The organism is Pseudidiomarina terrestris, from assembly GCF_030466375.1.
In the GTDB taxonomy this organism is placed as follows: Bacteria; Pseudomonadota; Gammaproteobacteria; order Enterobacterales; family Alteromonadaceae; genus Pseudidiomarina; species Pseudidiomarina terrestris.
On record NZ_JAGGJE010000001.1, the window covers coordinates 814,889 to 841,349 of the forward strand.

Below are 26,461 nucleotides of genomic sequence, written 5' to 3' on the forward strand. Positions count from 1 at the left end.
TTGCGCCAAGTTTTCGTTGTTCGACAGAAGCCCACCTTGCGTGGGCTTTTTTTATAAATAATAACAAGGAGAATACCCATGACAGTCGAACTACCTATTAGCATGCTGTACGCCGGGTTACTGGCGTTACTTTATTTTGTGCTGGCGGCACTTGTGATCCGTCTGCGCTGGCGCGATCGGGTCGGGATTGGCACTGGTGAGTCCAAAGATCTTGAAGTTGCGGTGCGCATTCACGGTAACTTCGCCGAGTACGTACCTTTTCTGCTGTTACTCTTAGTACTGATGGAATTAAGCGGTGCCAGCGGCATGCTGCTGCATACCGTAGGTGGTCTGTTGTTTGTCGCCCGGGTTTGCCACGCCATTGGTCTGCGAATGAGCATTGGACCATCTTGGGCGCGCACTGTGGGTGTTCTGGGTACCTTTATTGTACTGCTGGTACAAGCCGGCTACATGCTCGGCTACGCCATGGGTATGCTGGCGTGACCGACGCATTACCTGCCGGCATCCATGTCAGCGGCGACGCCGCCGGGCCTGCTGTGGTATTGCTGCACAGTTCGCAAAGCAATACCGGCCAGTGGCGAGACCTGATAAAACGCTTACAAGCAGATTACCATCTGATTGGTATCGATCTGCTCGGCTACGGCAAAGCACCGGCGCCAGAGGTCGACGCGACCGAAGCGTTTCGCTTTACCGACGAGGTCCCGCGCATAGTGGCGGCGGTGGAGCAACTGACCCAAGGTCAGCCGGTGATTTTGGTAGGGCACTCTTATGGAGCTGCGGTGGCGCTTAAACTGGCGCTGGAGAACCTGCTGCCGGTGCGTGCCCTGGCGCTGTTTGAACCGGTCGCTTTTCATGTGCTGGATGCCAATGATCCGGCACGTCAGGAAGTTGAAGCCATCGCCAACCAAATGGATCAGGATGATAAATGGGCAGCGACCCAGGCCTTTGTTGACTACTGGAACGTACCGGGTTACTTCGCGGCTTTACCTGAAAAGTTGCAGCAGCAAATGGCCAGTCAGGCCGACAAAGTCGCGATGGATTTCGCCGCACTGATGGGCGAGCCTCATAAACTGGTGGATTATCGGCGGGTCGAAGTGCCGGTGTTGTTACTGACAGGTGCGCGTACCCAGGCCAGTGCCAGACGTGTCGCAGAGCAACTGCAACAGGTACTGCCTCAGGTTGAAGTTGAGCAGCTTGCATGCGGCCACATGGGACCACTGACGCACCCGCAACTGGTGAATCCCTTACTGGTGAACTTCCTGCAGCAGGTAACGGAGCCAAGTGGTGCCTGAAGCACGCGCAACAGGCTATCAACCGCCACGCGATGCCTTCGGGTTATGGCAGGAGCAGCCGGAGCTGGTTTATCTGGATAGTGCAGCAAGCTGTCAGGTTCCTGAACCTGTGCTGCAACGTTATTTGCAGTATTACCGCCGCCAGCATGCCAATGTGCATCGTGGTGGCTACCCGCTGGCACAGCAGGCGACGCAGTTGCTGGAGCAGTCACGCGAGCGCTTAGCGCACTGGATCGGGACCGACGCTGAGCACCTGGTATTTACCGCAGGCGCAACGCACAGTCTGAATTTGTTAGCCACAGGCCTTACCATCGACTGGCAGGCCGGCGATGAGATTGTGGTCAGCCGGGCCGAGCATCACGCCAACTTTTTGCCCTGGCAGCGGCTGGCGGAGCGCCATCAGCTGAAGTTGCGCTGGCTCGATCTCGATCCGCTCACGGGCGGCTTACCCGCGACCTGGCCTGAGCTTATCGGTCCGCGCTGTAAGCTGTTGGCTGTGACCATGGCCAGTAATGTCACCGGCCAGATCTTCCCGGTGGCGGAGCTGTGTCGACAGGCTGCGGCACAGGGTGCGGTCAGTATTATCGACGCGGCCCAGGCGGTGAGCTCAGTAACTTTGGATGTGGCGGCGCTGCAGTGTGACGCGCTGACGTTCTCTGCGCACAAAATGTATGGCGTTACCGGCTGCGGCGTCTTGTACCTCTCGGATCGCTTACAGCAGCAGTTGCAGCCGGCTTTGCTGGGCGGTGGTATGGTGGCGCAGGTCAGCGAAGCGCAAAGTCAGTGGTTAACCGGCGTGCATAAATACGAAGCAGGCACGCCCAATACCGCGGCAATTGTGGCCTGTGCTGAAGCCGCCGAATGGCTGACAGAGCAACGCCAAAAAGGGCTTAGTGATTACCTGGATGGGCTGACCCGGTGGCTTGTTGATGAATTAGGTCAACGTAGCTGGATTCAGTTGTTGCCGCGCCAGGCGCCCGCATTACCGGTGCTCAGTTTTTTCAGCCCTGAAGTACACGCCTATGACCTTGCCAGTTTTCTGGCAGAGCAGGGCATTGCGGTGCGTGCCGGTAGTCATTGTGCGCAACCTTTATTGCAACATTGGCAGCATGAAGCGGTAGTCAGAGTGTCTTTAGCAGCCTATACTACGCGCGCCGATTGTGAGCGTCTGCTCGCTGCCCTGGATCAAGCCTATCAGCTCTTTGCTGACGCCTAACTAAACGAAGAGAAGATGTCATGCCCCGTGCAGCCGACCACTGGTGGACTGAGTCCAAAAAACTCGCCAAGTTAACTGGGCCGATTCTGATCGCGCAGCTGACTCAAATGCTCATGAGCGTAGTCGATACCGTCATGGCCGGACGTGTCAGTGCTGTCGATCTTGCCGCGGTATCCGTGGGCGGCAGTATCTGGTTACCCTCAACACTGCTGGTATTCGGCCTGGCATTGGCATTGGCCCCTATTATTTCGCACTTCGACGGCGCCAAGAAACAACAAAAAATAGCCAACATGGTTCAGCAGGGCTTCTATGCGGCACTGATTGGCAGCTTGCTTTGTGTGGCAGTGATTTTGTCGGCGCCATTGATCCTGAATGCCATGAATGTCGAAGACGCCTTCCGCGTGATCACCCTGGATTACCTGTTTTATTTGCTTTGGGCTATTCCCGCCCTGGTGATTTACATGGTGCTGCGCAATTTTTGCGAGGGTTTGTCGCACACCATGCCCTCGCTGGTGATTGGGGTATTGGGCTTGCTGGTCAATATCCCGGCCAACTATATCCTGATCTACGGTAAATTTGGTGCGCCGGCTCTGGGCGGTGCAGGCTGTGGTGTGGCGACGGCAATCGTCTTATGGGTGATGGCGCTGGGATTGCTGGTGTACGTGCTCTGTGCCAAGCGCTTCAAAGCCTTGCGATTATTCAGCCAGTGGCACCGGCCCGATTGGGATGACGTCTGGTACATTATTCGTCTGGGTTTTCCTATCGCCACGTCAATGTTTTTCGAGGTCAGCCTGTTTGCTGCTGCCGCGCTGGTAATTGCGCCACTTGGAGCCACTGTGGTGGCCGGGCATCAGATTGCGCTGAACATATCCTCGCTGGTGTATATGGTGCCGCTGAGTTTGTCCATGGCGGTCACGTTGCGGGTGGGGTTTGCCCTGGGGGCAGGAAATCCGTCCAATGCCATGTTAAGTCATAAGCTTGCCACCTTGTACGGGATGACCTTTGCCGGCGTGAATGGTTTGATTATGTATTTAGGCGGCGCCTGGCTGGCCAGTCTATACACCAGTGATCAGGCGGTCATTCAGCTGGCGGCAACGCTGATGGGGCTGGCGGCTATTTTTACCCTGTCGGATACTTTCCAGGCCATTGCTATGGGCACCTTGCGTGGCTACAAAGACACCAAAGTGGTGATGTTTATTACCTTCCTGTCGTACTGGCCACTGGGTCTGACAGTGGGCATCTTACTGTCGCTGACCGATGTCATTGTGCCAGCTTTAGGCGCTGCCGGTATGTGGATTGGGTTTATTGTCGGTTTGAGCTGTGCGGCAGTACTGCTGACCTGGCGTCTGCGCGTAGTGAGCCGTCGCTACGCGCACACACACCAGGTACAGATTAACGCCGACGCTGATGCAGAATCGTCAGCACATCACTAAGCTCAAGGTCTTTACTGCGCAGCAGCACCAACAGATGGTAGAGCAAGTCAGCGCTTTCATTGAGTAGCTCTTCGCGATCGTCGGCAACCGCAGCCAGTGCTGTTTCAACGCCTTCTTCACCTACTTTCTGCGCCGCACGTTTGCTGCCTTCCGCCAATAGCCGTTCGGTGTAGCTGCTGCCCTCAGGGTTAGCGGAGCGGCTTTGGACAATGCGCATCAGCTGATTTAACAGAGGTTGCTCACTGAAGTCAGTCGCGCTGAAACAGCTCTCTGTACCCAGATGACAGGTCGGTCCCTGGGGCAGCGCAAGGGCCAGCAAGCTATCCTGATCGCAGTCTGTGTGCAGGCTTACCAGTTGCAGGTGATGGCCTGAACTTTCGCCTTTGCACCACAAGCGCTGCTTGCTGCGACTAAAAAAGGTCACCCGCTGCTCGTCCAGAGTAGCTTGCACCGCCTCAGCATTCATATAGCCCTGCATCAGTACTGTGCCGGTCAGCGCGTGTTGGACGATGGCAGGCACCAGCCCTTGCTGTTTATCAAAATCTATCTGCTGTTGATTGCTTTCATCAATACGCATGAAGCTTTCCTATTGTGTTTGTTCCAGCGGCCGGATGGCAATTCCGGCATCTATCAAGGCTTGTTTTAATTCTGCAATCACCACGGTGTTCTTATGGAACACAGAAGCAGCGAGTGCACCATCGACCTCGGCAGCGGTGAAAACATCGGTGAAATGCTCAATACAACCGGCACCACCTGAGGCAATCAAGGGCACCGGGCAGAGCGCGCGCAGCTGTTTAAGTTGTTTAATATCATACCCCTGACGCACACCGTCCTGATTCATACAATTCAGTACCACCTCACCGGCGCCACGGGAGACCACCTCCTGCAGCCACTCAGCAGTTTGCCAGCGGGTTTGCTGACTCTTGCTTTCATCGCCGGTAAATTGATACACCAGATAGCGATCGGTTTCAGCATCATAGAAACTGTCGATACCGATGACAATGCACTGCTGGCCGAATTCGTCGACCAGCGTGTTGATAAGGTCCGGATTGCGCAGCGCCGGTGAATTGATGGAGATTTTATCCGCGCCCATCGCCAGTAGCTCACGCGCCTGGTCGATGGAGCTAATTCCGCCGGCGACAGTGAAAGGAATATCAATCTGGCGCGCGATCCGCTCGACCCAGGATTTGTCGACCACCCGCGCGTCCGAAGACGCGGTAATATCGTAAAAGACCAGTTCATCAGCACCGGCAGCCGCATAACGCGCGGCTAAAGGCTCAATAGCGCCAATGATTTCATGGTTGCGAAACTGTACACCTTTGACCACCTCGCCATCACGAACATCCAGGCAGGGGATTATGCGTTTTGCCAGCATGCCAACGCCTCCTCTAGAGTGAACTGTCCGGTCAGCAAAGCTTTACCGAGAATGGCGCTGTCGCAGTTGATCGCCCGTAACTGACGCAGATCCTCTAATTTGGCAGCGCCACCGGAGGCCTGAATCACCAACTCCGGATACTGCGTTTTCAGCTGCTGATAAAGCTCGGTATTGTAACCGCCTAACATGCCGTCACGAGAGATATCCGTGCAGAGCACGTGGCGCAGTCCTGCAGGCAAAAAGCGTTCAATAACCTGTTGCAGGGTCAGCTCAGAGGTCTGTTGCCAGCCATGAGTGGCGACAAACGCCTGGCCATCTTCGGCAATACTGACATCCAGTGACAACACGATAGCGTCGCTGCCATAATCATCGAACCAGCTCGACACCAGTTGTGGGTTTTGCACTGCCAGGGAGCCAATCACTGCCCGCTGCACCCCGCACTGGAACAGCTCGTCAAGATCTGCCTGCTGACGGATGCCACCGCCGACCTGTAGCGCCATTGGCAAGGCTTCAGCCAGTCGCTGTAAGGTGGCGATCTGGCGCTTGGCGGGGTCGCGCGCACCGTCCAGGTCGACCACATGCAACCACTCGGCGCCCGCTGCAGCGTAAGCTTGCGCGAGCGGTAACGGATCACTGGCAAAAGTTGTCTGGCGCTTAAAGTCACCCTGCTGCAAGCGAACCACTTCGCCGTTAATCAAATCAAGTGCGGGAATCAGCATCAGTTAACTCCATAAAATTTTTCAAAATGGTCGCGCCTACCTTGCCCGAACGCTCGGGGTGGAATTGCGCGCCAAAGAAATTGCCGTGGCCGATCATCGAGGCGAATCTGGTGTTGCCATACTGGGTCGTGGCCAGCGTATAAGCATCAGTGGCAACAGCAAAGCTGTGCACAAAGTAGCAGTAGGCCGAACTATCCAACCCCTTAAGCAGTGGGTTGTCAGTACTTGCGACAACAGTGTTCCAGCCCATATGTGGCAGCGGAAACTGCGCAGATTCCAGGCCCTGCTGCATCGCCTTGGTACGGGTTGGGATCACGCCCAGGCAGTCGACGTTGCCCTCAGCTGAGGACTCCGTCAACAACTGCATTCCCAGACAGATGCCCAGCACTGGCTGCTGCAACTGACGAAGGGTGTCGACAAGGCCAAGCTGATGCAGGTTGCGCATCGCTGCTTTGGCCGTGCCAACCCCAGGGAGAATGACGCGATCAGCGCTGCGAATCACACTCGCATCGGCACTGATCACTGGATTTACGCCTAAGCGCTCAAAGGCAAACTTGACCGAAGACAAGTTCGCGCACGATGTATCGACAATCACTAAACTCATGCCAGCATCCCTTTGCTTGATGGCAAGGCACCATCACTGGTGCGCTGCACCGCCTGGCGCAGGGCGCGACCAAACACTTTAAAGAGACTCTCGACCTGGTGGTGACAGTTACCTTCAGTGGTACTCAGGTGCAACGAAATGGCCATGGCATCGCTGAGTGAACGGTAAAAGTGTCCCACCATCTCGGTTGCCATGCCACCGACATCGGCACGGCTGAATTCAGCTTGCAGTTGCAGGTACGGGCGACCGGAGAGGTCAATCAGGCACTCAGCCCGGCATTCGTCCATGGGCAAGGCAAAGCCAAACCGCGCAATGCCGCGTTTATCGCCCAAAGCTTGCCGCAGCGCCTGTCCTAATGCCAGTGCGGTATCTTCTACGGTGTGGTGCTCATCGATGTGCAGATCGCCTTTAACCTGAGCACGCAGGGAGATACCGGCGTGAGTGGCAATTTGTTCCAGCATGTGGTCAAAAAAGCCAATGCCGGTGGCAATTTCAATCGGTGCCTGGGCGTCCAGATCAACCGCGATAGAAATCTCAGTTTCTTTAGTGACACGACGAACACTGGCCGTGCGCGGACGGTCCAGCAGCTGGTGCTGGATGGCCGCCCAGTTAAGGCTGTCGCGATCGTAACGCAGGCCACGGATGCCCATATTCTCGGCCAGTTGCAGGTCGGTCTCGCGATCGCCGATCACATAGGACTCGGCAAAATTAATCCGGCCTTGCTGCAGATAGTCTTTCACCAGTCCCAGATTCGGCTTACGGCAGCTGCAGTTGTCTTCGGCAAAGTGCGGGCAAATCAGCACATCATCAAAGCGTACGCCCTGAGAAGAGAAGATTGCCATCATCAGGTCGTGTGGGGCATCAAAATCAGCCTGAGGGAAACTGTCGCTGCCGAGACCGTCCTGATTGGACACCATCACCAACCGGTAGCCAGCGTTTTGTAAGGCCAGTAGCGCAGGGATCACCTGCGGTTCAAATTCGAGTTTGGCAATGCTGTCGAGTTGTTTGTCGACCGGGGGTTCCTGCACCAGGGTGCCGTCACGGTCGATAAAAAGTAGTTTTTGCTGGCTCATTGTGGCAGAACCTCCAGTAATTGATTCATTTCTTCTTTGCTACCGATACTGATACGAACGCATTCGCCCAGTCCGCGTTGGCTCGACTGATTGCGGATGAGCACGCCCTGTGCCTGACAGTGTGCGACCAAAGCCTGCGCGTCGGCAACGGAAATTAAGACAAAATTGGTCACCGTGGGCCAGATACGTTGCGCCCAACTGCGGCTGCGCAGATCGTCAAGCAGCTGTTGACGCTGTACTTTAATGTCCGCCAGCTGCGCTTGCATCGCATTGAGGCCGGTCGCGCTTAGCGCCTGCTCGGCGCCTGCAATCGTTGGTGCCGGCAACGGGTAAGGGGCAATGACTTTACGCAGCACCTCAATCAAGGCTGGCTGGCCGATGGCAAAACCGCAGCGCAGAGCAGCCAGACCAAAGGCTTTAGAAAGGGTACGCAGGATCACCAGCTGCGGATAATCGGCCAACCAGGTTGCGCAGTCGCGCTGGCTTGAACCCGGATCGACAAACTCGATATAGGCCTGGTCCAGCACCACCAGGGCACGTTCGCCAACACCATCGAGCAATTCACGCAGCGCCGCGGCATCCACTTCGTTGCCCAGCGGATTAGACGGGCTGCAGACAAAAATAAGTTTTACCGGCGCGGCGGATTGATCGTTCAGACGGGCCAACATGGCGGCAACATCCAGTTGCAGATCGCCACTGGCAGCTTGTTGCAGTGGGCAATCGACCACAGCGGCACCGTGGGTCGCGGCACTGATAGCATACATACCGTAGGTGGGTGTGGTGATCATGACCGCGTCACTGACTGGCTCGCAAAAACTGCGGATCAGCAGCTCGATGGCTTCATCGCTGCCGCGGCAACTTAACACCTGCTCGCGGGACACCCCGGCGTAACTTGCGTAAGCCTGATTCAGCGCGTCACTTTGAAAACTCGGATAGCGATGCCACTGTTCCTGCTCAGGAAAGGCCGGTGTTGCTGGCGCTTCGTTGGCGTTTAGCCAGACGGAGCCGCCGGACATGCTGCGCCGGGCCGACTGATAGGGGGTAATAGCGGCCAGGTGCGGCCGCTGTAACGCGGCAATAAAGTCGCTCATGAGGACTCCTCCAGACGCACAGTGACGGCACGCGCGTGGGCATCTAAGCCTTCAGTTTGCGCCAGTTCAACAATGGCACTTGCCAGTCCTGCCAGCCCTGCACGGGTAGCTTTTTGACTGGTGTAGCGGCGGTAGAAATCAAGCAAACCGAGACTACTGGCGGTGCTGGCAAAACCATACGTCGGTAACACGTGGTTGGTACCGGTGGCATAGTCACCGCCGGACTCTGGCGTATAAGGCCCGATAAACAGCGAACCGACGTGGGTAAGACGTTCTGCCAGTTCTTCAGCCGCGGCGGTTTGTACCGACAAGTGCTCAGGCGCGTAGCTTTGGCTAATGGCAACCGCTTCATCCAGATCGGCAACTTCAATCAAGGCACTATTGGCCAATGCCTGGCGCGCCGTGGTGGCACGTGAAAGCTGCTGCAGCTGCGTATCCAGCTGCTCGCGAACGGCAGCAATGAGCGCAGCACTGTCGCTCAGCAGCACCACTTGCGAATCCGCGCCGTGTTCAGCCTGGGATAACAGATCCGCGGCGACATAGGCCGGGTTTGCCTGGTCATCAGCGATCACCAGTAACTCAGAAGGGCCTGCCGGCATATCAATGGCCGCGCCTGACGGGTCCTGTGAGACCGCCTGCTTTGCGGCGGTGACAAAACTGTTGCCAGGGCCAAAAATCTTATTCACTTTGCCGATCGACTCAGTGCCATATGCGAGGGCAGCAATCGCCTGCGCGCCACCACAGCGATAAATTTCAGTAATGCCGCAGCACTGCGCGGCGTAAAGCAGCGCCGGGGCCAACTCACCATCAGCATCGGGTGGGCTGACCAAGACCACGCGCGGACATTCTGCCAGCTGCGCTGGTACTCCCAGCATTAAGGCCGTGGAGGGCAATACCGCAGTGCCTCCGGGCACATAGAGTCCGACCGCTGCCATTGGCGCGTAACGCAGTTCACACTCGATACCGGGGGCGGTTTCAATTTTAATGCCTTGCGGGCGTTGCGCTTCGTGAAATTTACGAATAGTGCCATAAGCAGTATCAATCGCTGCCTTAGTGGCAACCGGCAGCTTGGCCAGTTGCCGGGCAATGGCTGCGGCTGGATAGCGCAGCTCTGTCAGGCTCTCGCAATCAAATTGTCGGGTGTAACGCAGCACTGCCGCATCGCCCTCGGTGCGCACGGCAGCAAGAATCGCATTGACCGTTGCCGTTAATTCGGTCGAGACCCGCTGGGTCGGACGCTGCAACAGGTCTTTTTGATCCTCGCTTGAGAGCTGCGACCAGCAAAACTGGCGGGTGCTTAAATCAAGACGTGCATCGGCCATGTCGATTACCCCATCATTTTTTCAATTGGCAGCACGAGAATGGAGCTACAGCCTACCGCTTTCAGCTCTTCCATGGTTTCCCAGAATAAGGTTTCGGTGCTGACCACGTGCACTGCCACCAGCTCGTCGGTGTGGCTCAGAGGCAGTATGGTTGGATCTTCAGCGCCGGGTAACAGCGCGGCGACTTTATCTAAGGCGGCGCGCGGTGCGTGCAGCATGATGTACTTGCTCTCGCGAGCCATCTGCACGCCATCAAGGCGCGGCAATAATTGATCGATCAGCGCCTGCTTGGCGGCATTGAGTGGCTCAGGGCGCTGGATCAGCTGCGCCTGACTGGTGAAAATCACTTCTTTTTCGACCAGGCCGTTGGCTTCCAGGGTGGCGCCGGTGGAGACCAGATCGCAAACCGCATCTGCCAGCCCGGCGCGCGGTGCAACCTCAACACTACCGGTGAGCACGGCGGTGCTGGCACTGATGCCTTGGCGTTGCAGGTAATCCTGTAACAGGTAAGGGTAGGTGGTCGCAATGCGCTTGCCGGCTAAATCCTTCAGGCCGTTGTAGTTGTCCTCTTTAGGTACCGCAATCGACAGGCGGCAGCCGCCAAAGTCGAGGGGACGCAAGCGCTTAATTTCAGCAGGTAATTTTGTCGCGACGCGCTCCAGCCGGGCTTCTTCAAGTACGTTCTCGCCCACCAGACCCAGATCAACAACGCCGTCCATGACCAGACCAGGGATGTCATCATCCCGCACGCGCAACAGATCAATCGGCTGATTGCTGCTGTGCGCCAACAAGCGCGCCTCATGCAGGCTAAACTTCACGCCACAGGCTTCCAGCAGTTTCATCGACTCTTTACTGAGACGACCCGATTTTTGAATTGCGATAGTTAAGCGTGCTGAATTTGTATCGACAACCATGTTTTATAACTCCTATAAAAAAACCCCAAAAGGTTGCCTTTCGGGGTTCGTAATGGGTGAAGGCAACCACCAATGTGTCAGCCTTCCGCGTACAATACGAGGCTAACGTCGTCGTTGGATATGATGATGATGCCAGTTGTTGTAACGCATTTGTGGTCCTTGAAATTTGCAATGGGTGAATTGTATAGATTTCAAAATATCGATTCAACCCTTTGTAATCAGCTTGCCAAGATTTCTTGTATGGCAAGTTGTATAACATTTGGTTTGGACTCAGCTTTGCTGATGAGCGTAGCCATTCAGAGTAAGTTACGCTAACCTAGCGACTACCGATCACCCCCAACGAAAGACCGCGCCGAGCGATGACATCCGTAGCCCAATATTTTCAACCTGACAGTGCACTCGCCTCGGCTTTACCTGGCTTTTCACCACGCCCCGCGCAGACGGAAATGGCGACCGCTATTGCGCAGGTTTTAAAAGATAAGTCTCAGCTTGTGGTGGAAGCGGAAACGGGGACGGGGAAAACCTACGCCTATCTGGTTCCCATTCTGAAAAGCAAAGGCTCTGCAATCATTTCGACGGGCACCAAAGCCCTGCAGGAGCAGCTGTATCACCGTGATTTACCTGCTCTGCGGGATGCGATCGCACCACAAAAACAGGTCAGTCTGCTTAAAGGTCGCAGTAACTACCTGTGTCTGCACCGTCTGGCGCAAAGTCAGGCGCATGCCAGCGAGCTCTCGATGACGGTGCAAAAACAAGTGGTTGAGGTAAAACGCTGGGCGGCGCGCACAGAAGATGGCGATGTTGGCGGACTCAGCAGTTTGCCTGAGGACGCCGAGGTACTGCCGCATGTGACCAGCACCGTCGATAATTGCCTTGGCCGTGATTGTCCCGACTACGATGATTGCTACCTGGTTAAAGCACGCAAAAATGCGCTGGAAGCGGATATCGTAGTGGTTAATCACCATTTATTTTTTGCCGATATGGCACTCAAAGATATTGGCTTTGGCGAGCTGATTCCGCATGCCGATGCACTGATCTTTGATGAAGCCCACCAGTTACCGGATATTGCCAGTCAGTATTTTGGTGAGGCGGTCGGCAGCCGGCAGTTACAGGAGCTGGCACAGGAAGCTAAGGTGCTTTATCTGACCGAGCTGAAAGATCTACGCCAGCTGGACAAAGCTGCCGACAAACTCATCGGTAGTCTGCGCGACTGGCGACTGGCGTTTCCGGTGGATCCGCAGCGCGGCAACTGGCGCCAGGCACAGCAGCAACCGCAGGTGCAGGCCGCCGTTATGCAACTCAGCGAAAACCTGCAGTTTTTTGCTAATGTCGCCAAGGGGGCGCTGGGCCGTAACCAGGACCTGGACAGCATTTACGAGCGCTGCGTACAGTTTTTGCATACCTGGGAGCTGTTGCAGGATACCCAGCGTACCGGTTTCAGCTTCTGGTTTGAAACCACACCAAGGCAAGTCACTCTGCATCAGACGCCGTTGCAGGTGGCGGATAAATTCGGCAGTTATGTCGGCAACTCTGATGCCAGCTGGGTCTTTACCTCAGCAACCCTGGCTATTGGCGACGATTTTACCCATTTCACCCGCCTGTTGGGCCTGGAGCAAGCGCGGACACTGTGCCTGCCAAGTCCGTTTGCCTTCGCTGAGCAAGGCATCTTGTGTGTCCCGCGTTACCTGCCGCAGCCTCATCAGCATGAGATGCTGGATCATCTGGTGCAGATCACCACGCAGGTGCTGGACGTGAATCAACAGGGCGGCACTTTTGTGCTTTTTACCAGTCACCGGATGTTGCAGCGAGTGGCCGAACGACTGGCCACGCTGACCGACCGACCGTTGTTTGTGCAGGGCAGTACCAACAAGCGCGAATTGCTGGCAGACTTTATCAAAGCCGGTAACGGCGTGCTGCTGGGAACCTCGTCATTCTGGGAAGGGGTGGATGTGCGCGGGCAGGCGTTGACCTGTGTGATCATCGATAAGCTGCCGTTTGGCTCGCCTGATGATCCGCTGCTGCAGGCACGCATTGAGGACTGTCGATTACGTGGAGCTGAACCTTTCACTCAGGTACAATTACCGCCTGCGGTGATCGCGCTGAAACAGGGCGCCGGACGCCTGATCCGTGATAGCAGTGACCGCGGCGTACTGATCGTTTGCGATCAGCGTTTGGTGAGCAAACCTTACGGGCAACTGTTTTTGGCCAGCTTACCCCCCTTACGCCGCACCCGAGACTTGCCTCAGGCATTGGAGTTTTTAGCAGAAATTAATGGAGATGTATCGGAATGAGCGCGGTATTACTTGCAATTGATACAGCGACCGAACAATGTTCTGTCGCGTTAAGCTACGGCGATCAATGTTTTCAGCGCGCCGCTGTGACCCCGCGTGAGCATTCCCAGCGGGTACTGGGGTTTGTCGAAGAGGTGTTAGGTGAAGCTGGTATCACCCTGGCCGAGGTGGACGGCATTGTCTGTGGTTATGGTCCGGGCAGTTTTACCGGCGTGCGCATCGGTGTTGCCATCAGTCAGGGACTCGCATTCAGTCACAATTTACCGGTTTATCGCGTCTCTACATTAGCAGCTTTGGCGCAACAGGCGATACGTTGTCACGATGCCAAGGCTGTGATCAGCGCCATCGATGCGCGCATGCAGGAAGTCTATGTGGCAAGCTACGTCAATGACAACGGCCTGGCACAGCCTGTCAGTGCAGCACAAATGGCGCCCTTAGCGCCCCTAAAGGAACAGAGTTGGTGGGCGGATATCAGCGCGCGCGCTGCAGTTGTAAGCGGTGCAGGTACCGGCTGGCAAGCCTACGGCAGTCAGCTTGACCCTGACACGCAGGTGCAGGTGCTGGATGCTGTGACCTTACCGCTAGCGCAGGATATGCTCACTCTGGCAAAACAAAGTGAACCTGTGGCGGCAGAAGAACTCGAACCTTTATATGTGCGTAATGAAGTGACGTGGAAAAAGTTACCCGGGCGTTAATCGCGCAACGGGGCAGAGCATTCCAATCGAATGAGGAGTACGAACATGTTGAAATACTGGCTGACAGCACTGGGGGCTTTGACTCTAAGTGCATGTTCGACGGTTCCGGATGAGCTTGCCGTTGCTGAAGGCACGAACTTAACGCCCTACACAGTAGCCCTGGAGTCTCCGGAGCAAGCGCAGAATAAACCGGCCCGCTGGGGTGGCGTTATCGCTGAAGTACGCAATACCGATTCCGGTACCATCGTTGAAGTGGTCAATTATGACTTGAATTCGTATGGCCGCCCGGCAGTTTCGGATAACAGCGACGGTCGTTTTCGGGCCAAACTCGACGGTTTTGTCGATCCTATGGTTTATAAAAAAGGCCGTAGCATTACCTTCACCGGTATCGTGCAAGCGCCAGAGGAAGGGAAGATCGATGAGTTTCGTTACCTGTTCCCGACCCTGGACGTGACCGGCAAATACCTTTGGAAAGAAATCGATAAGAGCCCGATGGAAGTGGATTACAGCTCACTCTGGTATCGTCATCACTGGTATTCACCGCCGTACCGGGTTTACTATCCAGTGCCGGTGAGAACCAATGGCGGTAATCAGGACGATAACAAGAACAACTAAACCTATGACCAACACCTATACACAGGCTCGGCAGCATGCTGAGCCTGTGTCTTTTCAGCTGAACTGGGGCAGCGTGGCTGGCTTGCGTTGGGGGAATGCCAACGGCAAACCTATACTGGCATTGCATGGCTGGCTCGATAACGGCCACAGTTTTTTGCCGCTGGCGCAGCAATTTCTGACCTCGGATCTGGCGAAGAGCCATCAGTTGCTGGCTATCGACTGGCCCGGGCACGGACTGTCGCAGCACCGTCCTGCCGGTAATTATTACCCCTTTCTCGACTATGTCTACGATCTGGTGCAGTTGTGTGAACAGCAAAACTGGCAGCAGGTTGAGGTGGTCGCTCATTCGATGGGCGCCTTTGTCGGCAATTTATGGGCCGGTATTGAGCCTCAGCGGGTCCGTCATCTGTTAGCGATTGAAGCTTTTGGCCTCTTAAGTAGTCCGGAGACTGCTATTCTTGATGATATCCGTCAGGGATTTCGCAGCCGACTGCAACAACAGGGCAAACGCCGTCCACATTACCCGAATTTTGAAGCGGCGGTGCTGGCGCGTCAGCAGGCCGGTGATTTTGATAACGAGGTGGCTCAGTTACTGGTGGAGCGTGGTTTAGAACAGCTGGCTGAAGATGATTTTCGATTTCGGGCAGACGGCCAGTTGCGGACAAAATCCGTGTTACGGCTGACGCCACTGCAAATACGCTCCATTTTGGCAGCGATCGAGTGTCCGATAAAGCTGGTGTTGGGTAGTCACGGCCACCGTGAACGCATCGAACAGGCGCTGCAACAATGGCAAGATGCCGTGCCACAGCTGGAAATTGTCGAGGCCACGGGTGGGCACCACGTGCACATGGAGCAGCCAGATGCGGTGTGGCGCGAATTTACTGCGATGTTGGCATGAGTTCACGGCTAGTTTAAACTGGTCGGATATGCGAAGATTGGCAAAAAATAATGAGTCAGGAGCACCAACGCGTGGAAAAAACTTGGTTACAACGCTATCCGGCAGGGGTCCCAGAAACCATCGACCCTGATCACTTTAATTCACTGGTCGACATTTTCGAGCAAAGTGTCGAAGCCTATGGCGACAAGACCGCCTATGTGAATATGGATCATGAAATGTCGTTTCATGAGCTGGATGAAGAAACGAAAAAGTTCGCAGCGTACCTGCAGAGCAAAGGCCTGAAAAAGGGTGATGCGATTGCCATAATGATGCCGAACTTATTGCAATACCCGGTGGCGTTATTTGGCATTCTTCGCGCGGGCATGACCGTGGTCAATGTGAATCCGCTTTACACGCCGCGCGAGTTGAAGCACCAGCTTAGCGACGCACAATGTAAAGGCATCGTGATCCTGGATAATTTCGGTCATACACTGGAAAAAGTGATCGGTGATCTGGATCTGGACCATGTGATTTTGACCGGAATTGGCGATCTACTGCCAAGCCCTAAGCGTTGGATCGTGAACTTTGTAGTGAAGCACGTTAAGCGTATGGTGCCCAGCTACAAGCTGGCGGGCACGGTGACTTTCCGTGACGTCCTGGCTAAAGGTGCCAAAGCGACCTACCAGCGCCCTGAAGTGAGCGGCGATGATCTGGCGTTCCTGCAATACACGGGCGGTACTACTGGGCTGGCCAAAGGTGCAATGCTGTCGCATCGCAATATGGTCGCGAATCTGGAACAGGTGTCTGCCATTGTGGCGCCTTTGGTGAATGATGGCGAAGAGACCATTATTACCGCTTTACCGCTTTATCATATCTTCGCGTTAACGGCGAACTGCCTGACCTTTATGAAGCATGGTGGCAAGAATATTCTTATCACCAACCCGCGCGACATGCCGGGCTTTATCAAAGAGCTCAGCAAGCATAAGTTCTCGATTATCTCCGGCGTGAATACCTTGTTTAACGGCCTGCTTAATACTGAAGGCTTCAAGGAACTTGATTTCTCGCACCTGAAAATAGCGCTGGGCGGCGGCATGGCGGTGCAACGTTCTGTGGCTGAACACTGGGAGCGGGTGACCAAGCAACGCCTGTTGGAAGGCTATGGCTTAACAGAATGTTCGCCAGTAGTCACAGTGAACCCAACGGACATCGAGCATTACAACGGCACCATTGGTATTCCTTTACCTTCAACGGACGTTCGTGTCGTCGACACGGAAACCGGTGAAGTACTGGGCCAGGGTGAAGAAGGCGAACTGCAGGTGCGCGGTCCGCAGGTCATGGTGGGGTATCTGAACCAACCTGAAGAAACCGACAAAGTAATGAAAGATGGCTGGTTCCTGACCGGTGATATCGGCCGCATGGAAGAAAACGGCTTTTTCAAAATTGTTGATCGTAAGAAAGATATGATTTTGGTGTCGGGCTTTAATGTCTACCCGAACGAAATTGAAGATGTCATTGCGGAACACCCGAAAGTGCTGGAAGTTGCCGCTGTCGGCGTGCCGCATGACTCGTCGGGCGAAGCAGTGAAGGTGTTCGTGGTGCGTAAAGATCCATCACTCACGGAAAAAGAGATGATTGATTATGCCCGCGAAAACATGACCGGTTACAAAGTGCCTAAGTTTGTCGAGTTTCGTGACGAACTGCCGAAAACCAATGTTGGTAAAATCCTGCGTCGTGAACTTCGTGACGAAGAAGAAGCTAAGGCGAAAAACGACTCGTGACCATAGCCTTTCAATTGATAACCAGCGCAGCTGCGTTGGGTGAATTCTGTGAACATGCGCAGGGTGCGGAGTTTATCGCGGTCGATACCGAGTTCGTGCGCACTCGCACTTACTTTGCGCGGCTCGGACTGGTGCAGATCCAGGCCGGCGAGCGCACCGCACTGATTGATCCGGTCGCGCTGGCTGCAGAAGATGATGGCCAGGCGCTGTTGCCGCTTTGGCAGTTACTGGCTGATCCGCAGACCACGCTGGTGATTCATGCCGGTGGCGAAGACTATGAAATCCTGCACCAGCACATGGGGCAACTTCCGAACGCCATTTTTGACACCCAGATCGCCAGCGCCATGCTTGGTGATGGCGATGCTTTAGGCTACGCGGCGCTGGTTGAGCAACGGCTTGGTGTTGCCATCGATAAGTCGCAGTCACGCACCGATTGGATGAAGCGGCCGCTGGCGCCGGAGCAGCTCGATTATGCCGCGGCGGATGTATTTTATTTGCAGCAGTTGTATCCAGAGTTATATGAACTGGCGCAAACACAGGGCAAGCTTGAGCTGATCCTGCAGGAAAGTGCCTGGCAGGCGCACAAACGGGCGCAAACGATCCCGGATGAGTGGCAGTTCCTGTATTTTGGTAACGCCTGGCAATGCGACCCCGAGCAGCTGAGTGTGCTGCGTGAGTTAGTGGCCTGGCGCTATCAGCGTGCGCGCAGCTCCGATTTGCCACTGGGCTTTATCGCCAAAGATCATACCTTGCTGGACCTTGCGCGGCAGATGCCCGACAGCAAGAACAAATTGCGTTACTTTAAAGAACTCTCGCCAGTGACCATCAAGTACGCCGGCGACGCCCTGTTGGGCGCTATTGCCAAAGGTCGTGACAATGGACCCTTGGATATTCCGCTGCTGCGCCTGACCGATCTACCGAACTACAAAACCATGTTCAATGCGATTAAAAAACTGGCGCAACAGACCGCTGACGAGCTGGGTATCAATGTGGCACTGATAGCCTCCCGCCGTCAGATTAATGACGTGCTGCACTGGTGCTGGCAGATTCCGTCGCATGCGCAAGACCAGTTGCCGCTGCCGGACTTGTTCACAAGTTGGCGAGGGGCTAAGCTGAAGCAACCGATCGAACAATTATTGAAGTGAGTGGTAGCAATCTATGTTGTGTGCTGTCTATCGAAGCCCGAAACGGGTGGATACCTACCTCTATATCGCGCATCCTGCCGATTTCTCTGTGTTACCGGAGCCGTTAGCGAAAAGTTTCGGGGAACCTAAGCACGTGATGACGATAGCCCTGACGGATGAGCGAAAGCTGGCCCGGCTATCGGTCGCTGAACTGAAAGAACATTTACAGGATCCCGGCTATTATTTGCAGATCCCGCCACCGCCAGAGAATTTATTAAAGAAGGAATTGGCAAAATGAAAAAATTGATGTCGATGGCACTGGTTGCCACTGCTTTGATGCTGACCCCTAAGCATGCCATTGCCCAGGATGAAGCCGGATTTGCAGACTACGTTGAAAAGATTAAGGTCGAAGCGCTGGAGCAGGGCTACAGCAGTGAAACTCTGGAAAAAGCTTTTGCCAACGCAAAATTTTACCAGCGCTCAGTCAGTGCCGACAAGAACCAGCCAGAGTTTAAACTGACCTTGGACACCTATCTGCCACGAGCTGTGCCGGAATGGAAAGCTAAACAGGCACTGGAGAAATACAACGAACATAAAGAACTGCTCGAAGAAGTCGGCAAAGCCTATGGCGTGCAACCGCGCTTTATTGTGGCGTTATGGGGCATCGAGACCAATTTCGGCTCTTATACCGGCGGTTTTGATGTCGTTTCAGCGCTGACCACCATGGCCTACGAAGGCCGTCGTGAAGAATTCTTTAAGAAGCAGCTCTGGCAGGCGTTGACCATCATCCAGGACGGTCACATTGACGTGGACCAGATGAAAGGCTCCTGGGCCGGTGCCATGGGCCAGACGCAGTTTATGCCAAGCTCCTTTATGGCCTATGCGGTCGACTATGATGGTGACGGCCGTAAGGATATCTGGAACTCCATGGGCGACGTTTTCGCATCGGCGGCAAATTACCTGAAAAATGCAGGCTGGCGTGACGATGTGACCTGGGGTCGGCAAGTGCAACTGCCTGCGGATTTCGATGTTTCCATTGCGGAGCTGAAAAACAAAAAGAGCCTGGCTGAATGGCAGGCATTGGGTGTGCGTCGCATGGATGGCAGCGATCTGCCGCAGCGCGGTGACATTGAAGCCGCTGTGGTCATTCCGGACGACAAAGAAGGTCGGGTTTATCTGGCCTATGCCAACTACGATGCGCTGATGCGCTGGAATCGTTCGCATTACTTTGTGGCGGCAGTCGGCTACCTGTCTGACCGTATTCGCTTTCCGCGCTGATCCCGAACCAGTGCTATGTTGAAGCCTTCGAAAATTGTCTGTGTGGGTCGCAATTTTGCGGCCCATGCAGCTGAATTGAATAATCCCATTCCTGCCGAACCTTTGCTCTTCATCAAGCCGCCCAGCAGTCTCGCAAAGTTACCCGAGGTACGTATTCCAACGGATCGCGGCGCCTGTCATCACGAGCTGGAGCTGGCGGTTCAGGTGCAGCAGCGCTTACGTCGGGCAACTCCGGAGCAGGCCAGCGCCGCCATCGGCCAGGTCACTTTGGCACTGGATCTGACCTTACGCGAGCTGCAAGACAAACTAAAGCAGCAAGGGCAGCCCTGGGAGCGTGCTAAAGCCTTTGACGGTGCCTGTGTACTGGCGGAGTGGTTAGTGGTCGATGACCCGGCACAGTTGCAGCAAGCCAGCTTCAAGCTCTTCTGTGATGAGCACCTGCAACAACAAGGTGAAGCGACGCAGATGCTGATGCCCATCGCTGAGCTGATCGCGCACATCAGTCATACCTTTACTCTGGAGCCAGGGGACGTGGTGCTGACAGGTACGCCTGCAGGGGTAGGTCCCTTACACGTTGGTCAGCAACTCGATCTGCACCTGCAGTTCGGTGCAACGCGCGGCCACTGGCAGGGCAAGGTCATAGCAGATGAGTGAGATTCCGTTCTGGCAGCGCAAGAGTTTTGCCCAGATGACCCACGCGGAGTGGGAATCCCTGTGTGATGGCTGCGGTAAATGCTGCCTGCACAAATTGATCGACAGTGACGATGAAGACGACACCGTGCATTACACCGACGTCTCCTGTGTGTTGCTGAAAACCGACACTGCGCGCTGCAGTAACTACGCAGAACGCACGCAGTTTGTGCCAGATTGTGTGGTGATCACCCCGCAGAACGTCTACGAACTGGATTTTATGCCGACCTCATGTGCCTACCGGCGCCTGGCTGAGGGTCGTGGCTTACCGAGCTGGCATCCGCTGCGCAATGATGATTCTCGCAAAGCGATGATAGCAGCAGGAATGAGTGCCGCTGGGCGAGTCCAGAACGAAAACGAGGTCCATGAGGACCTCGAATTAAGAATTGTGACCTGGCCGCTAAGAGACCGCAACTAAGGCCGACTAGAATTTGCGCGCGCCCAGCAGCCGCAGCACCAGGACCAGCCCGCCAAGTACCGCGTAGAAGGCAAAGATGATGCGCAGCCATTCCGGCATGCTCATATCCAGGAATGACCAGTTAATATCTCCACATAAGCCGGTGGCGCCGAACATACCAGGTAGCCACTCGTGCAGCGGCATCCAGTCAGGAAACTGGGGAAAGGTATCGCAGACTGCGAAAAAGGAATTCTTGGCCTGCTGCGCAGCAACATGATTATTGGCGATGATGAAGCCCCAGATGGCCGCAGTCAGCCAGCCGGCATAGCCGACCAGTCGTGCTAACATAAACTTCGGTGCAATGGCTGGAACTAAGGCGGCTAAGCCCACGCCCAGTACAGCGACACGCTGATAAATACATTTCACACAGGGGGCAAGATCCATCTGGTACTGCATGTAAAGGGCTGTCGCAAAAAGTGCAAATGCCGAGGCAGCGAGCAAGGCCCAGGCGCCGCGGCGCTCGGGAAGTTGGGCGAAAAAGCGCATCATGAAGACATCTCTTGTTATAGGTTTTGCGGAAAAGATAGCGAAGCCCGCGGATGATGTCGACAGATTTCTGAAAAGCAATGACGACAAAACTTGTCCGACCATTGGAAAGCCTGATAAAATCAACGGTCATAACATTAATACTAATCTAGCCCTTACCGGTTTGATTCACAGCAAATAGGCCACTTCATGATTATCAAGGCACAGAGCCCTGCGGGGTTTGCAGAAGAATATATAGTGAAGTCCATTTGGAATGGGCACTTCGCGCCGGGTACGATTCTCCCTGCCGAACGTGAGCTTTCAGAATTGATTGGCGTGACCCGAACGACCTTACGTGAGGTGTTACAACGCCTGGCGCGTGATGGCTGGTTAACGATTCAACACGGTAAGCCGACCCGGGTAAATAATTTCTGGGAAACCTCTGGTCTGAATATTCTGGAGACTTTGGCGCGGCTTGACGAAGAGGGCATGCCGGAACTGGTGGATCAGTTGCTGTCGGCGCGCACCAACATTAGCGCGATTTATATTCGTGCGGCCGTGCGCAATGCACCGGAACGGGTCGCTGAACTACTGGCTGAAGCTGAAGGGCTGGAAGATACCGCCGACGCCTTTAGCGAATACGACTATCGTTTAAACCACGATCTGGCAATGGCATCAGGCAATCCAATTTACGTCTTGGTACTTAATGGCTTTAAAGGATTGTACTCGCGCATTGGTAACTTCTATTTCTCCAATGATGACGCGCGCAAACTGGCCCGCAAGTACTACGCAGATTTAAAGAAAGTAGCGACTGAAGAGAAACGCGACGAAGCGGCGCTGCTGGTCCGCGATTATGGTTATGCCTCAGGCCGTATCTGGCATAACTTACGTGGTGATATTCCAGCGAACCTGATTGAGTAAGAGCACTTTTGCTGTAGCAATAAAAAGCCCCGCAGTGCGGGGCTTTTTTCGTAAAAACTTACGCTCTGGAGCGGGGATTAACCGTAGTTTTTCGCTACGAAGTCCCAGTTCACGATGTTCCAGAATGCGTCTAAGTAGTTTGGACGCGCATTACGGTAATCGATGTAGTAAGCGTGTTCCCACACATCAACAGTCATCAGTGGGGTAACCGCGCTGTTGGTGATAGGGGTATCGGCATCGTCTGTGTTGACAATAGCGACTGAGCCGTCAGCTTTTTTCACTAACCAAGTCCAGCCTGAACCAAAGTTACCTGCTGCTTGCGCTTTGAACTCTTCTTTAAATTTGTCGAAAGAACCGAATGCAGAGTTGATTGCATCGGCAAGTTCACCGCTTGGCTCACCGCCGCCATTTGGGCTTAAGCAATGCCAGTAGAAGGTGTGATTCCAGACCTGCGCTGCATTGTTGAATACGCCACCAGAGGAAGATTTAATGATATCTTCAAGTGACTTATTTTCCATGTCAGTGCCTTTGACAGCATCGTTCAGCTTGCTTACGTAAGCAGCGTGGTGCTTGCCGTAATGGTATTCCAAAGTTTCCGCAGAGATGTGCGGCTCAAGAGCATTTTTTTCATAAGGTAATGCTGGTAGTTCGAATGCCATATAGACTCTCCATTCTTGCTTTTGTGAATTTATTCGATTCGTTCTTATTTTAGTATTGAAAACGAATCTTCAAGTCTCAATATACCTAGATATAGGCAGAAAAGTTTATTTCAAGTGTAGTAAGCAAATTTTAAATTGTCAGTAGATGGCGCCTTTGCTGGCCTGCTGTACTGCAATCTTTGTGCTTGATGTGATAAACTTGCCGCCATTAACTCGCTTAAAGAAGTAAGGACGAAGGCATGGAAACTGTAGAGAAAATTAAGCAGCAAATCAGCGAAAATCCGATTCTGCTTTACATGAAAGGTTCGCCAAAATTACCGAGCTGTGGTTTTTCTTCACAGGCCTCGCAAGCGTTGATGAGCTGTGGTCAGCCATTCGCGTATGTTGATATCCTACAGAATCCTGACATTCGTGCAGAATTACCAAATTATGCCGACTGGCCGACCTTTCCACAGTTGTGGGTAGAGGGTGAGCTCGTCGGTGGTTGTGATATTATTTTGGAAATGTTCCAAAAAGGCGAACTACAAGAATTAATTAACGAAGTGGCAGAGCGTCATCCTGCGCCTTCGGAAGATTAAGTTTCATTCAGTACAACAACATTACGGAGAAAAAAAATGGGTGTATTAGTAGGCCGTAAAGCTCCTAATTTCACTGCATCAGCAGTATTGGGAACAGGTGAGATTGTTGACGACTTTAACCTGCATTCGCAAATTAAAGGCAAAAAAGCAGTCGTATTCTTCTATCCTCTGGATTTCACCTTTGTATGTCCTTCTGAACTGATCGCTTTTGATCACCGTTTAGAAGAATTCAAAAAGCGTGGCGTAGAAGTGATTGGTGTGTCTATCGACTCACAATTCACCCACAACGCATGGCGTAACACCAGTGAAGAAAATGGTGGTATTGGTGAAGTTAAATACCCGTTGGTTGCTGACGTGAAGCACAACATCTGTAAAGCCTATGATGTTGAGCACCCAGAAGCTGGTGTAGCCTTCCGCGCGTCATTCCTGATCGACGAAGAAGGCACTGTTCGTCACCAAATCGTAAACGACCTGCCATTGGGCCGTAACATCGACGAGATGATTCGTTTGGTAGACGCTCTGAACTTCCACCAGGAACACGGCGATGTATGCCCAGCTGGCTGGAAAGAAGGCGACGAAGGTATGAAAGCTGACGCTAAAGGCGTAGCTGACTACCTTTCGAAAAACGCAGGTAAGCTGTAACAGGCCACAAGCGTTAACAGTGTTAGAAGGCCGCCATTGTGCGGCCTTTTTTGTTGCTGGTAGCAGTGGGTAGAAGTAGGTGTAGGAGAATGCTGTGTTAGTACCCATCCAAAAAGACGATTTTGAGCTGGTGTCCAGCTGGCTGGCAGACCCTGAAGATCATTTTAAAGTGTGCGGCAACGCCTTTAGTTATCCGCTGAAACGCGAAGTTTTCGATGCTTTCTTTGTCGCAAGTGCTGGCGACCCTGACGTGCGTTTGTGTTTTAAATACTGCGTCGACGAGCGGGCTGTTGGCATGGTGCATTTTACTCGTATCGATCGACAAAATGATTTTGGTCATATTGGGGTGGCTGCGGTGGATCCGGCGGCTCGCTCTGGTGGCTATGGCCGTGCGATGTTTGCCGCAATCTTACGCAAAGGTTTTGCCGAACTGAACTTTCACCGTATCGATTTGAACGTGTTCGAATCCAATCCTCGCGCCCTGAAGTTTTACCAGGAAGCTTTCGGTTTTAAAGTCGAAGGTTTAGCACGCGACACCATAAAGAAAGACGGTGATTACCTGGGGTGGTATACGCTCAGTTTGTTGCGTCCTGAATGGCGCGTCCAGCAGTAATATTATTCCGACCAGATCGCGTATTCGTTGCTGCTGGGGCAGGTGAAATGAAAGCGGCGGCCACCAGGGAACTCAAAGATGGGCTTAACGATGGTGCCGCCAGCTTTCTCAACCTGGTGTTGGGCTTGCTCTAATGCGCTGCTGTAAAGCACAACCAAAGCGCTACCCTGGGCGGTAGTTGCAGTGAGTTTTGAGCGATAAAAGCCGCCATCTAAGCCTGCACCTTGAATCGAGGCGTAATCGGGGCCGTAATCGACAAAACTCCATCCAAACGCCTCCGTAAAGAATTTTTTTGTACCTTCGATGTCGCTTGCTGGTAGTTCAATGTAATTAATTGATACACTAGCCATTGGTTATATTCCTTGCTTAGGTGAGCTTTTGGATCGAGTATAGCCGCGAATTCTTATTTTAAGCAGCGCAAGCAGAGGGTTTATGCCTGAGTCGGCATCAAAACGGTTAAATAAATTTATCAGCGAGAGCGGTTTTTGCTCGCGTCGGGAAGCGGACCGCTTTATTGATCAGGGCGCGGTAAAAATTAACGGCAAGCCTGCTGAGCTGGGCCAGCAAGTCGCACCTGGCGATGAGGTCACGGTCAACGGACAGAAGATTCAGGCCACCGATAAAGAAAAATTCGTGTTTATTGCGCTGAACAAGCCTGTCGGAATTGTCAGTACCACAGATTCCGCTGAGCCCAAGAATATGGTGGATTTTGTCGGTCATAAAACCCGTATTTTTCCAATCGGGCGGCTCGATAAAGACTCACAGGGCCTGATTTTTCTGACCAGCAATGGCGATCTGGTGAATAAGATCCTGCGGGCCGGAAACAAACATGAAAAAGAGTACGTGGTAACTGTTGATCGCCCCATAACTCCCGACTTTATTCGAGGCATGGCTAGCGGTGTGCCGATTCTGGGAACAATGACAAAAAAGTGTAAAGTGCGCCAGGAGTCCCAGTTCAGTTTTCGCATGACCTTGATTGAGGGCATGAACCGCCAGATTCGCCGCATGTGCGAGCACTTCGGTTACGACGTGCGCAAGCTGGAACGGGTGCGCATTATGAATGTCAGGTTAGGTAGACTGCAGGTTGGTCAGTGGCGGAATCTTACTGAAGATGAACTGGCGGAATTGATGAAATCAATCGAGCATTCGTCCTCAGAAGCTCCTGCGGGTCATCGCCGGCGTAAGCCACAGCCCAAGTCGGCGCGTAAGCCTTTCACTAAGCCGAGTTTTGATCGGCGCCGCTAGGTAGAAAAGAATAGGCGTCAGGGCAGGAAATCGCCCTGACGCACGCAAGGAAAATCAGGAATTAAGACTCAGACCAGACCGCGTATTCGTTACCGCTGGGACAAGTAAACTGAAAGCGGCGACCGCCGGGGAAGTCGAAAACTGATTTCGAGATCTTACCGCCCGCCTGTTTAACACGCTCCAGACTGTCCTCTAAATCTTCACTGAACAGCACCACTAAAGCACTGCCGTTTTCCGTGTGAGCAACAAGATCCGAGCGAAAGAAGCCACCGTGCAGGCCTGCTTTTTGAATCGCAGCATAGTCATCACCGTGGTCGTAATACTCCCAGCCAAAGGCCTGGCTGAAGAAGCGTTTGGTGCCTTCCATATCGCGAACGGGAAACTCAACGTAATTGATAATTTCTTTGCTCATAGTTTTCCTCTGCTTTGTTTCGTGGCGATTCAACCACGGTGAACGATAAGCCGGTGTTCCAGATCAAGTATAGTCAATAACG

At 53.8% G+C, this 26,461-nt stretch carries 31 protein-coding genes; 19 read left to right on the forward strand and 12 right to left on the reverse strand.

Annotated features, from left to right (window positions below; genetic code table 11):
* Positions 1 to 78: 78 nt before the first annotated feature.
* From J6J28_RS03875 to J6J28_RS03890, 4 genes are read left to right on the forward strand one after another with little or no spacing between them, the layout of a single operon-like run.
* Complete coding sequence (locus tag J6J28_RS03875) at positions 79 to 483, forward strand: MAPEG family protein (RefSeq protein WP_301720002.1); 405 nt, start codon at positions 79 to 81, stop codon at positions 481 to 483.
* Complete coding sequence (locus J6J28_RS03880) at positions 480 to 1,292, forward strand: alpha/beta fold hydrolase (protein WP_301720003.1); 813 nt, start codon at positions 480 to 482, stop codon at positions 1,290 to 1,292. The genes J6J28_RS03875 and J6J28_RS03880 overlap by 4 nt, the downstream gene beginning before the upstream one ends.
* Entirely contained in the window at positions 1,285 to 2,508 is a 1,224-nt protein-coding gene (locus J6J28_RS03885; protein ID WP_301720004.1) for an aminotransferase class V-fold PLP-dependent enzyme, read from the forward strand. The genes J6J28_RS03880 and J6J28_RS03885 overlap by 8 nt, the downstream gene beginning before the upstream one ends.
* Positions 2,509 to 2,528: 20 nt before the next feature.
* Entirely contained in the window at positions 2,529 to 3,941 is a 1,413-nt protein-coding gene (locus J6J28_RS03890) for an MATE family efflux transporter (RefSeq protein ID WP_301720005.1), read from the forward strand.
* Here J6J28_RS03890 and hisIE read toward each other — a convergent pair.
* From hisIE to hisG, 8 genes are read right to left on the reverse strand one after another with little or no spacing between them, the layout of a single operon-like run.
* Entirely contained in the window at positions 3,901 to 4,518 is a 618-nt protein-coding gene (hisIE, locus tag J6J28_RS03895) for a bifunctional phosphoribosyl-AMP cyclohydrolase/phosphoribosyl-ATP diphosphatase HisIE (RefSeq protein WP_301720006.1), read from the reverse strand. The two genes, J6J28_RS03890 and hisIE, sit on opposite strands and share 41 nt — an antisense overlap.
* A gap of 9 nt (positions 4,519 to 4,527) precedes the next feature.
* The gene (hisF, locus tag J6J28_RS03900; RefSeq protein ID WP_301720007.1) at positions 4,528 to 5,316 is read right to left on the reverse strand and encodes an imidazole glycerol phosphate synthase subunit HisF; all 789 of its coding nucleotides are present in this window, start codon (positions 5,314 to 5,316) and stop codon (positions 4,528 to 4,530) included.
* Positions 5,298 to 6,035, reverse strand: a complete 738-nt coding sequence (gene hisA, locus J6J28_RS03905; RefSeq protein WP_301720008.1) for a 1-(5-phosphoribosyl)-5-[(5-phosphoribosylamino)methylideneamino]imidazole-4-carboxamide isomerase — start codon at positions 6,033 to 6,035, stop codon at positions 5,298 to 5,300. The genes hisF and hisA overlap by 19 nt, the downstream gene beginning before the upstream one ends.
* Positions 6,016 to 6,639, reverse strand: a complete 624-nt coding sequence (gene hisH / locus J6J28_RS03910) for an imidazole glycerol phosphate synthase subunit HisH (protein WP_301720009.1) — start codon at positions 6,637 to 6,639, stop codon at positions 6,016 to 6,018. Before hisH ends, hisA begins: the two co-directional genes overlap by 20 nt.
* A complete protein-coding gene (gene hisB / locus J6J28_RS03915) occupies positions 6,636 to 7,712 on the reverse strand; it encodes a bifunctional histidinol-phosphatase/imidazoleglycerol-phosphate dehydratase HisB (protein WP_301720010.1) in 1,077 nt (358 codons plus the stop codon). Before hisB ends, hisH begins: the two co-directional genes overlap by 4 nt.
* The gene (hisC, locus tag J6J28_RS03920; RefSeq protein ID WP_301720011.1) at positions 7,709 to 8,803 is read right to left on the reverse strand and encodes a histidinol-phosphate transaminase; all 1,095 of its coding nucleotides are present in this window, start codon (positions 8,801 to 8,803) and stop codon (positions 7,709 to 7,711) included. The genes hisB and hisC overlap by 4 nt, the downstream gene beginning before the upstream one ends.
* Positions 8,800 to 10,125, reverse strand: a complete 1,326-nt coding sequence (gene hisD, locus J6J28_RS03925; RefSeq protein WP_301720012.1) for a histidinol dehydrogenase — start codon at positions 10,123 to 10,125, stop codon at positions 8,800 to 8,802. The genes hisC and hisD overlap by 4 nt, the downstream gene beginning before the upstream one ends.
* A 5-nt stretch (positions 10,126 to 10,130) precedes the next feature.
* Positions 10,131 to 11,039 (reverse strand): ATP phosphoribosyltransferase, encoded by a 909-nt coding sequence (hisG, locus tag J6J28_RS03930; RefSeq protein WP_301720013.1) that lies wholly within the window; start codon positions 11,037 to 11,039, stop codon positions 10,131 to 10,133.
* Between the two features lie 359 nt (positions 11,040 to 11,398).
* On the opposite strand from hisG, the gene J6J28_RS03935 reads away from it, so the two are divergent.
* The 10 genes from J6J28_RS03935 to J6J28_RS03980 all read left to right on the forward strand — a co-directional run bounded on the left by J6J28_RS03935 (position 11,399) and on the right by J6J28_RS03980 (position 20,805).
* A complete protein-coding gene (locus J6J28_RS03935) occupies positions 11,399 to 13,330 on the forward strand; it encodes a DNA repair helicase YoaA (protein WP_301720014.1) in 1,932 nt (643 codons plus the stop codon).
* A complete protein-coding gene (tsaB, locus tag J6J28_RS03940) occupies positions 13,327 to 14,025 on the forward strand; it encodes a tRNA (adenosine(37)-N6)-threonylcarbamoyltransferase complex dimerization subunit type 1 TsaB (protein ID WP_301720015.1) in 699 nt (232 codons plus the stop codon). The genes J6J28_RS03935 and tsaB overlap by 4 nt, the downstream gene beginning before the upstream one ends.
* A gap of 45 nt (positions 14,026 to 14,070) precedes the next feature.
* Positions 14,071 to 14,640 carry a Slp family lipoprotein gene (locus J6J28_RS03945; protein ID WP_301720016.1) on the forward strand — a complete coding sequence of 190 codons (570 nt, stop codon included), beginning with the start codon at positions 14,071 to 14,073 and terminating at the stop codon, positions 14,638 to 14,640.
* Between the two features lie 4 nt (positions 14,641 to 14,644).
* Positions 14,645 to 15,538, forward strand: a complete 894-nt coding sequence (locus J6J28_RS03950; protein WP_301720017.1) for an alpha/beta fold hydrolase — start codon at positions 14,645 to 14,647, stop codon at positions 15,536 to 15,538.
* A gap of 71 nt (positions 15,539 to 15,609) precedes the next feature.
* Complete coding sequence (gene fadD, locus J6J28_RS03955; RefSeq protein ID WP_301720018.1) at positions 15,610 to 17,295, forward strand: long-chain-fatty-acid--CoA ligase FadD; 1,686 nt, start codon at positions 15,610 to 15,612, stop codon at positions 17,293 to 17,295.
* Entirely contained in the window at positions 17,292 to 18,440 is a 1,149-nt protein-coding gene (rnd, locus tag J6J28_RS03960; RefSeq protein WP_301720019.1) for a ribonuclease D, read from the forward strand. Before fadD ends, rnd begins: the two co-directional genes overlap by 4 nt.
* A gap of 13 nt (positions 18,441 to 18,453) precedes the next feature.
* Positions 18,454 to 18,717: a YcgL domain-containing protein gene (locus tag J6J28_RS03965; RefSeq protein ID WP_301720020.1), complete on the forward strand. Its 264-nt coding sequence runs from the start codon at positions 18,454 to 18,456 to the stop codon at positions 18,715 to 18,717.
* 38 nt (positions 18,718 to 18,755) lie between these two features.
* Positions 18,756 to 19,697 (forward strand): lytic murein transglycosylase, encoded by a 942-nt coding sequence (locus J6J28_RS03970; protein ID WP_418055171.1) that lies wholly within the window; start codon positions 18,756 to 18,758, stop codon positions 19,695 to 19,697.
* Positions 19,698 to 19,712: 15 nt separating this feature from the next.
* Positions 19,713 to 20,351 carry a fumarylacetoacetate hydrolase family protein gene (locus J6J28_RS03975; protein ID WP_301720022.1) on the forward strand — a complete coding sequence of 213 codons (639 nt, stop codon included), beginning with the start codon at positions 19,713 to 19,715 and terminating at the stop codon, positions 20,349 to 20,351.
* A gap of 1 nt (position 20,352) precedes the next feature.
* A complete protein-coding gene (locus J6J28_RS03980; RefSeq protein ID WP_301720794.1) occupies positions 20,353 to 20,805 on the forward strand; it encodes a YcgN family cysteine cluster protein in 453 nt (150 codons plus the stop codon).
* A gap of 6 nt (positions 20,806 to 20,811) precedes the next feature.
* Here J6J28_RS03980 and dsbB read toward each other — a convergent pair whose 3' ends face one another.
* A complete protein-coding gene (dsbB, locus tag J6J28_RS03985; RefSeq protein ID WP_301720023.1) occupies positions 20,812 to 21,333 on the reverse strand; it encodes a disulfide bond formation protein DsbB in 522 nt (173 codons plus the stop codon).
* 186 nt (positions 21,334 to 21,519) lie between these two features.
* On the opposite strand from dsbB, the gene fadR reads away from it, so the two are divergent.
* The gene (gene fadR, locus J6J28_RS03990; protein WP_301720024.1) at positions 21,520 to 22,230 is read left to right on the forward strand and encodes a fatty acid metabolism transcriptional regulator FadR; all 711 of its coding nucleotides are present in this window, start codon (positions 21,520 to 21,522) and stop codon (positions 22,228 to 22,230) included.
* Positions 22,231 to 22,307: 77 nt separating this feature from the next.
* On the opposite strand, the gene J6J28_RS03995 is transcribed toward fadR, so the two are convergent.
* Positions 22,308 to 22,889, reverse strand: coding sequence for a superoxide dismutase (locus J6J28_RS03995; protein WP_301720025.1), 582 nt, complete (start codon positions 22,887 to 22,889; stop codon positions 22,308 to 22,310).
* Between the two features lie 239 nt (positions 22,890 to 23,128).
* Here J6J28_RS03995 and J6J28_RS04000 point away from each other — a divergent pair, with 239 nt between their 5' ends.
* From J6J28_RS04000 to J6J28_RS04010, 3 genes are all read left to right on the forward strand, one after another.
* Positions 23,129 to 23,467 (forward strand): Grx4 family monothiol glutaredoxin, encoded by a 339-nt coding sequence (locus J6J28_RS04000; protein WP_301720026.1) that lies wholly within the window; start codon positions 23,129 to 23,131, stop codon positions 23,465 to 23,467.
* Between the two features lie 36 nt (positions 23,468 to 23,503).
* Positions 23,504 to 24,109, forward strand: coding sequence for a peroxiredoxin (locus J6J28_RS04005; RefSeq protein WP_301720027.1), 606 nt, complete (start codon positions 23,504 to 23,506; stop codon positions 24,107 to 24,109).
* Between the two features lie 94 nt (positions 24,110 to 24,203).
* Entirely contained in the window at positions 24,204 to 24,722 is a 519-nt protein-coding gene (locus J6J28_RS04010) for a GNAT family N-acetyltransferase (RefSeq protein ID WP_301720028.1), read from the forward strand.
* A gap of 2 nt (positions 24,723 to 24,724) precedes the next feature.
* Here the strand turns inward: J6J28_RS04010 and J6J28_RS04015 are convergent, their stop codons facing one another.
* Positions 24,725 to 25,072, reverse strand: coding sequence for a VOC family protein (locus tag J6J28_RS04015; RefSeq protein WP_301720029.1), 348 nt, complete (start codon positions 25,070 to 25,072; stop codon positions 24,725 to 24,727).
* An 82-nt stretch (positions 25,073 to 25,154) separates the two neighbouring features.
* On the opposite strand from J6J28_RS04015, the gene rluF reads away from it, so the two are divergent.
* Positions 25,155 to 25,967 (forward strand): 23S rRNA pseudouridine(2604) synthase RluF, encoded by an 813-nt coding sequence (rluF, locus tag J6J28_RS04020; protein WP_301720032.1) that lies wholly within the window; start codon positions 25,155 to 25,157, stop codon positions 25,965 to 25,967.
* A gap of 61 nt (positions 25,968 to 26,028) precedes the next feature.
* Here rluF and J6J28_RS04025 read toward each other — a convergent pair whose 3' ends face one another.
* Entirely contained in the window at positions 26,029 to 26,379 is a 351-nt protein-coding gene (locus J6J28_RS04025) for a VOC family protein (RefSeq protein ID WP_301720033.1), read from the reverse strand.
* Between the last annotated feature and the right edge of the window lie 82 nt (positions 26,380 to 26,461).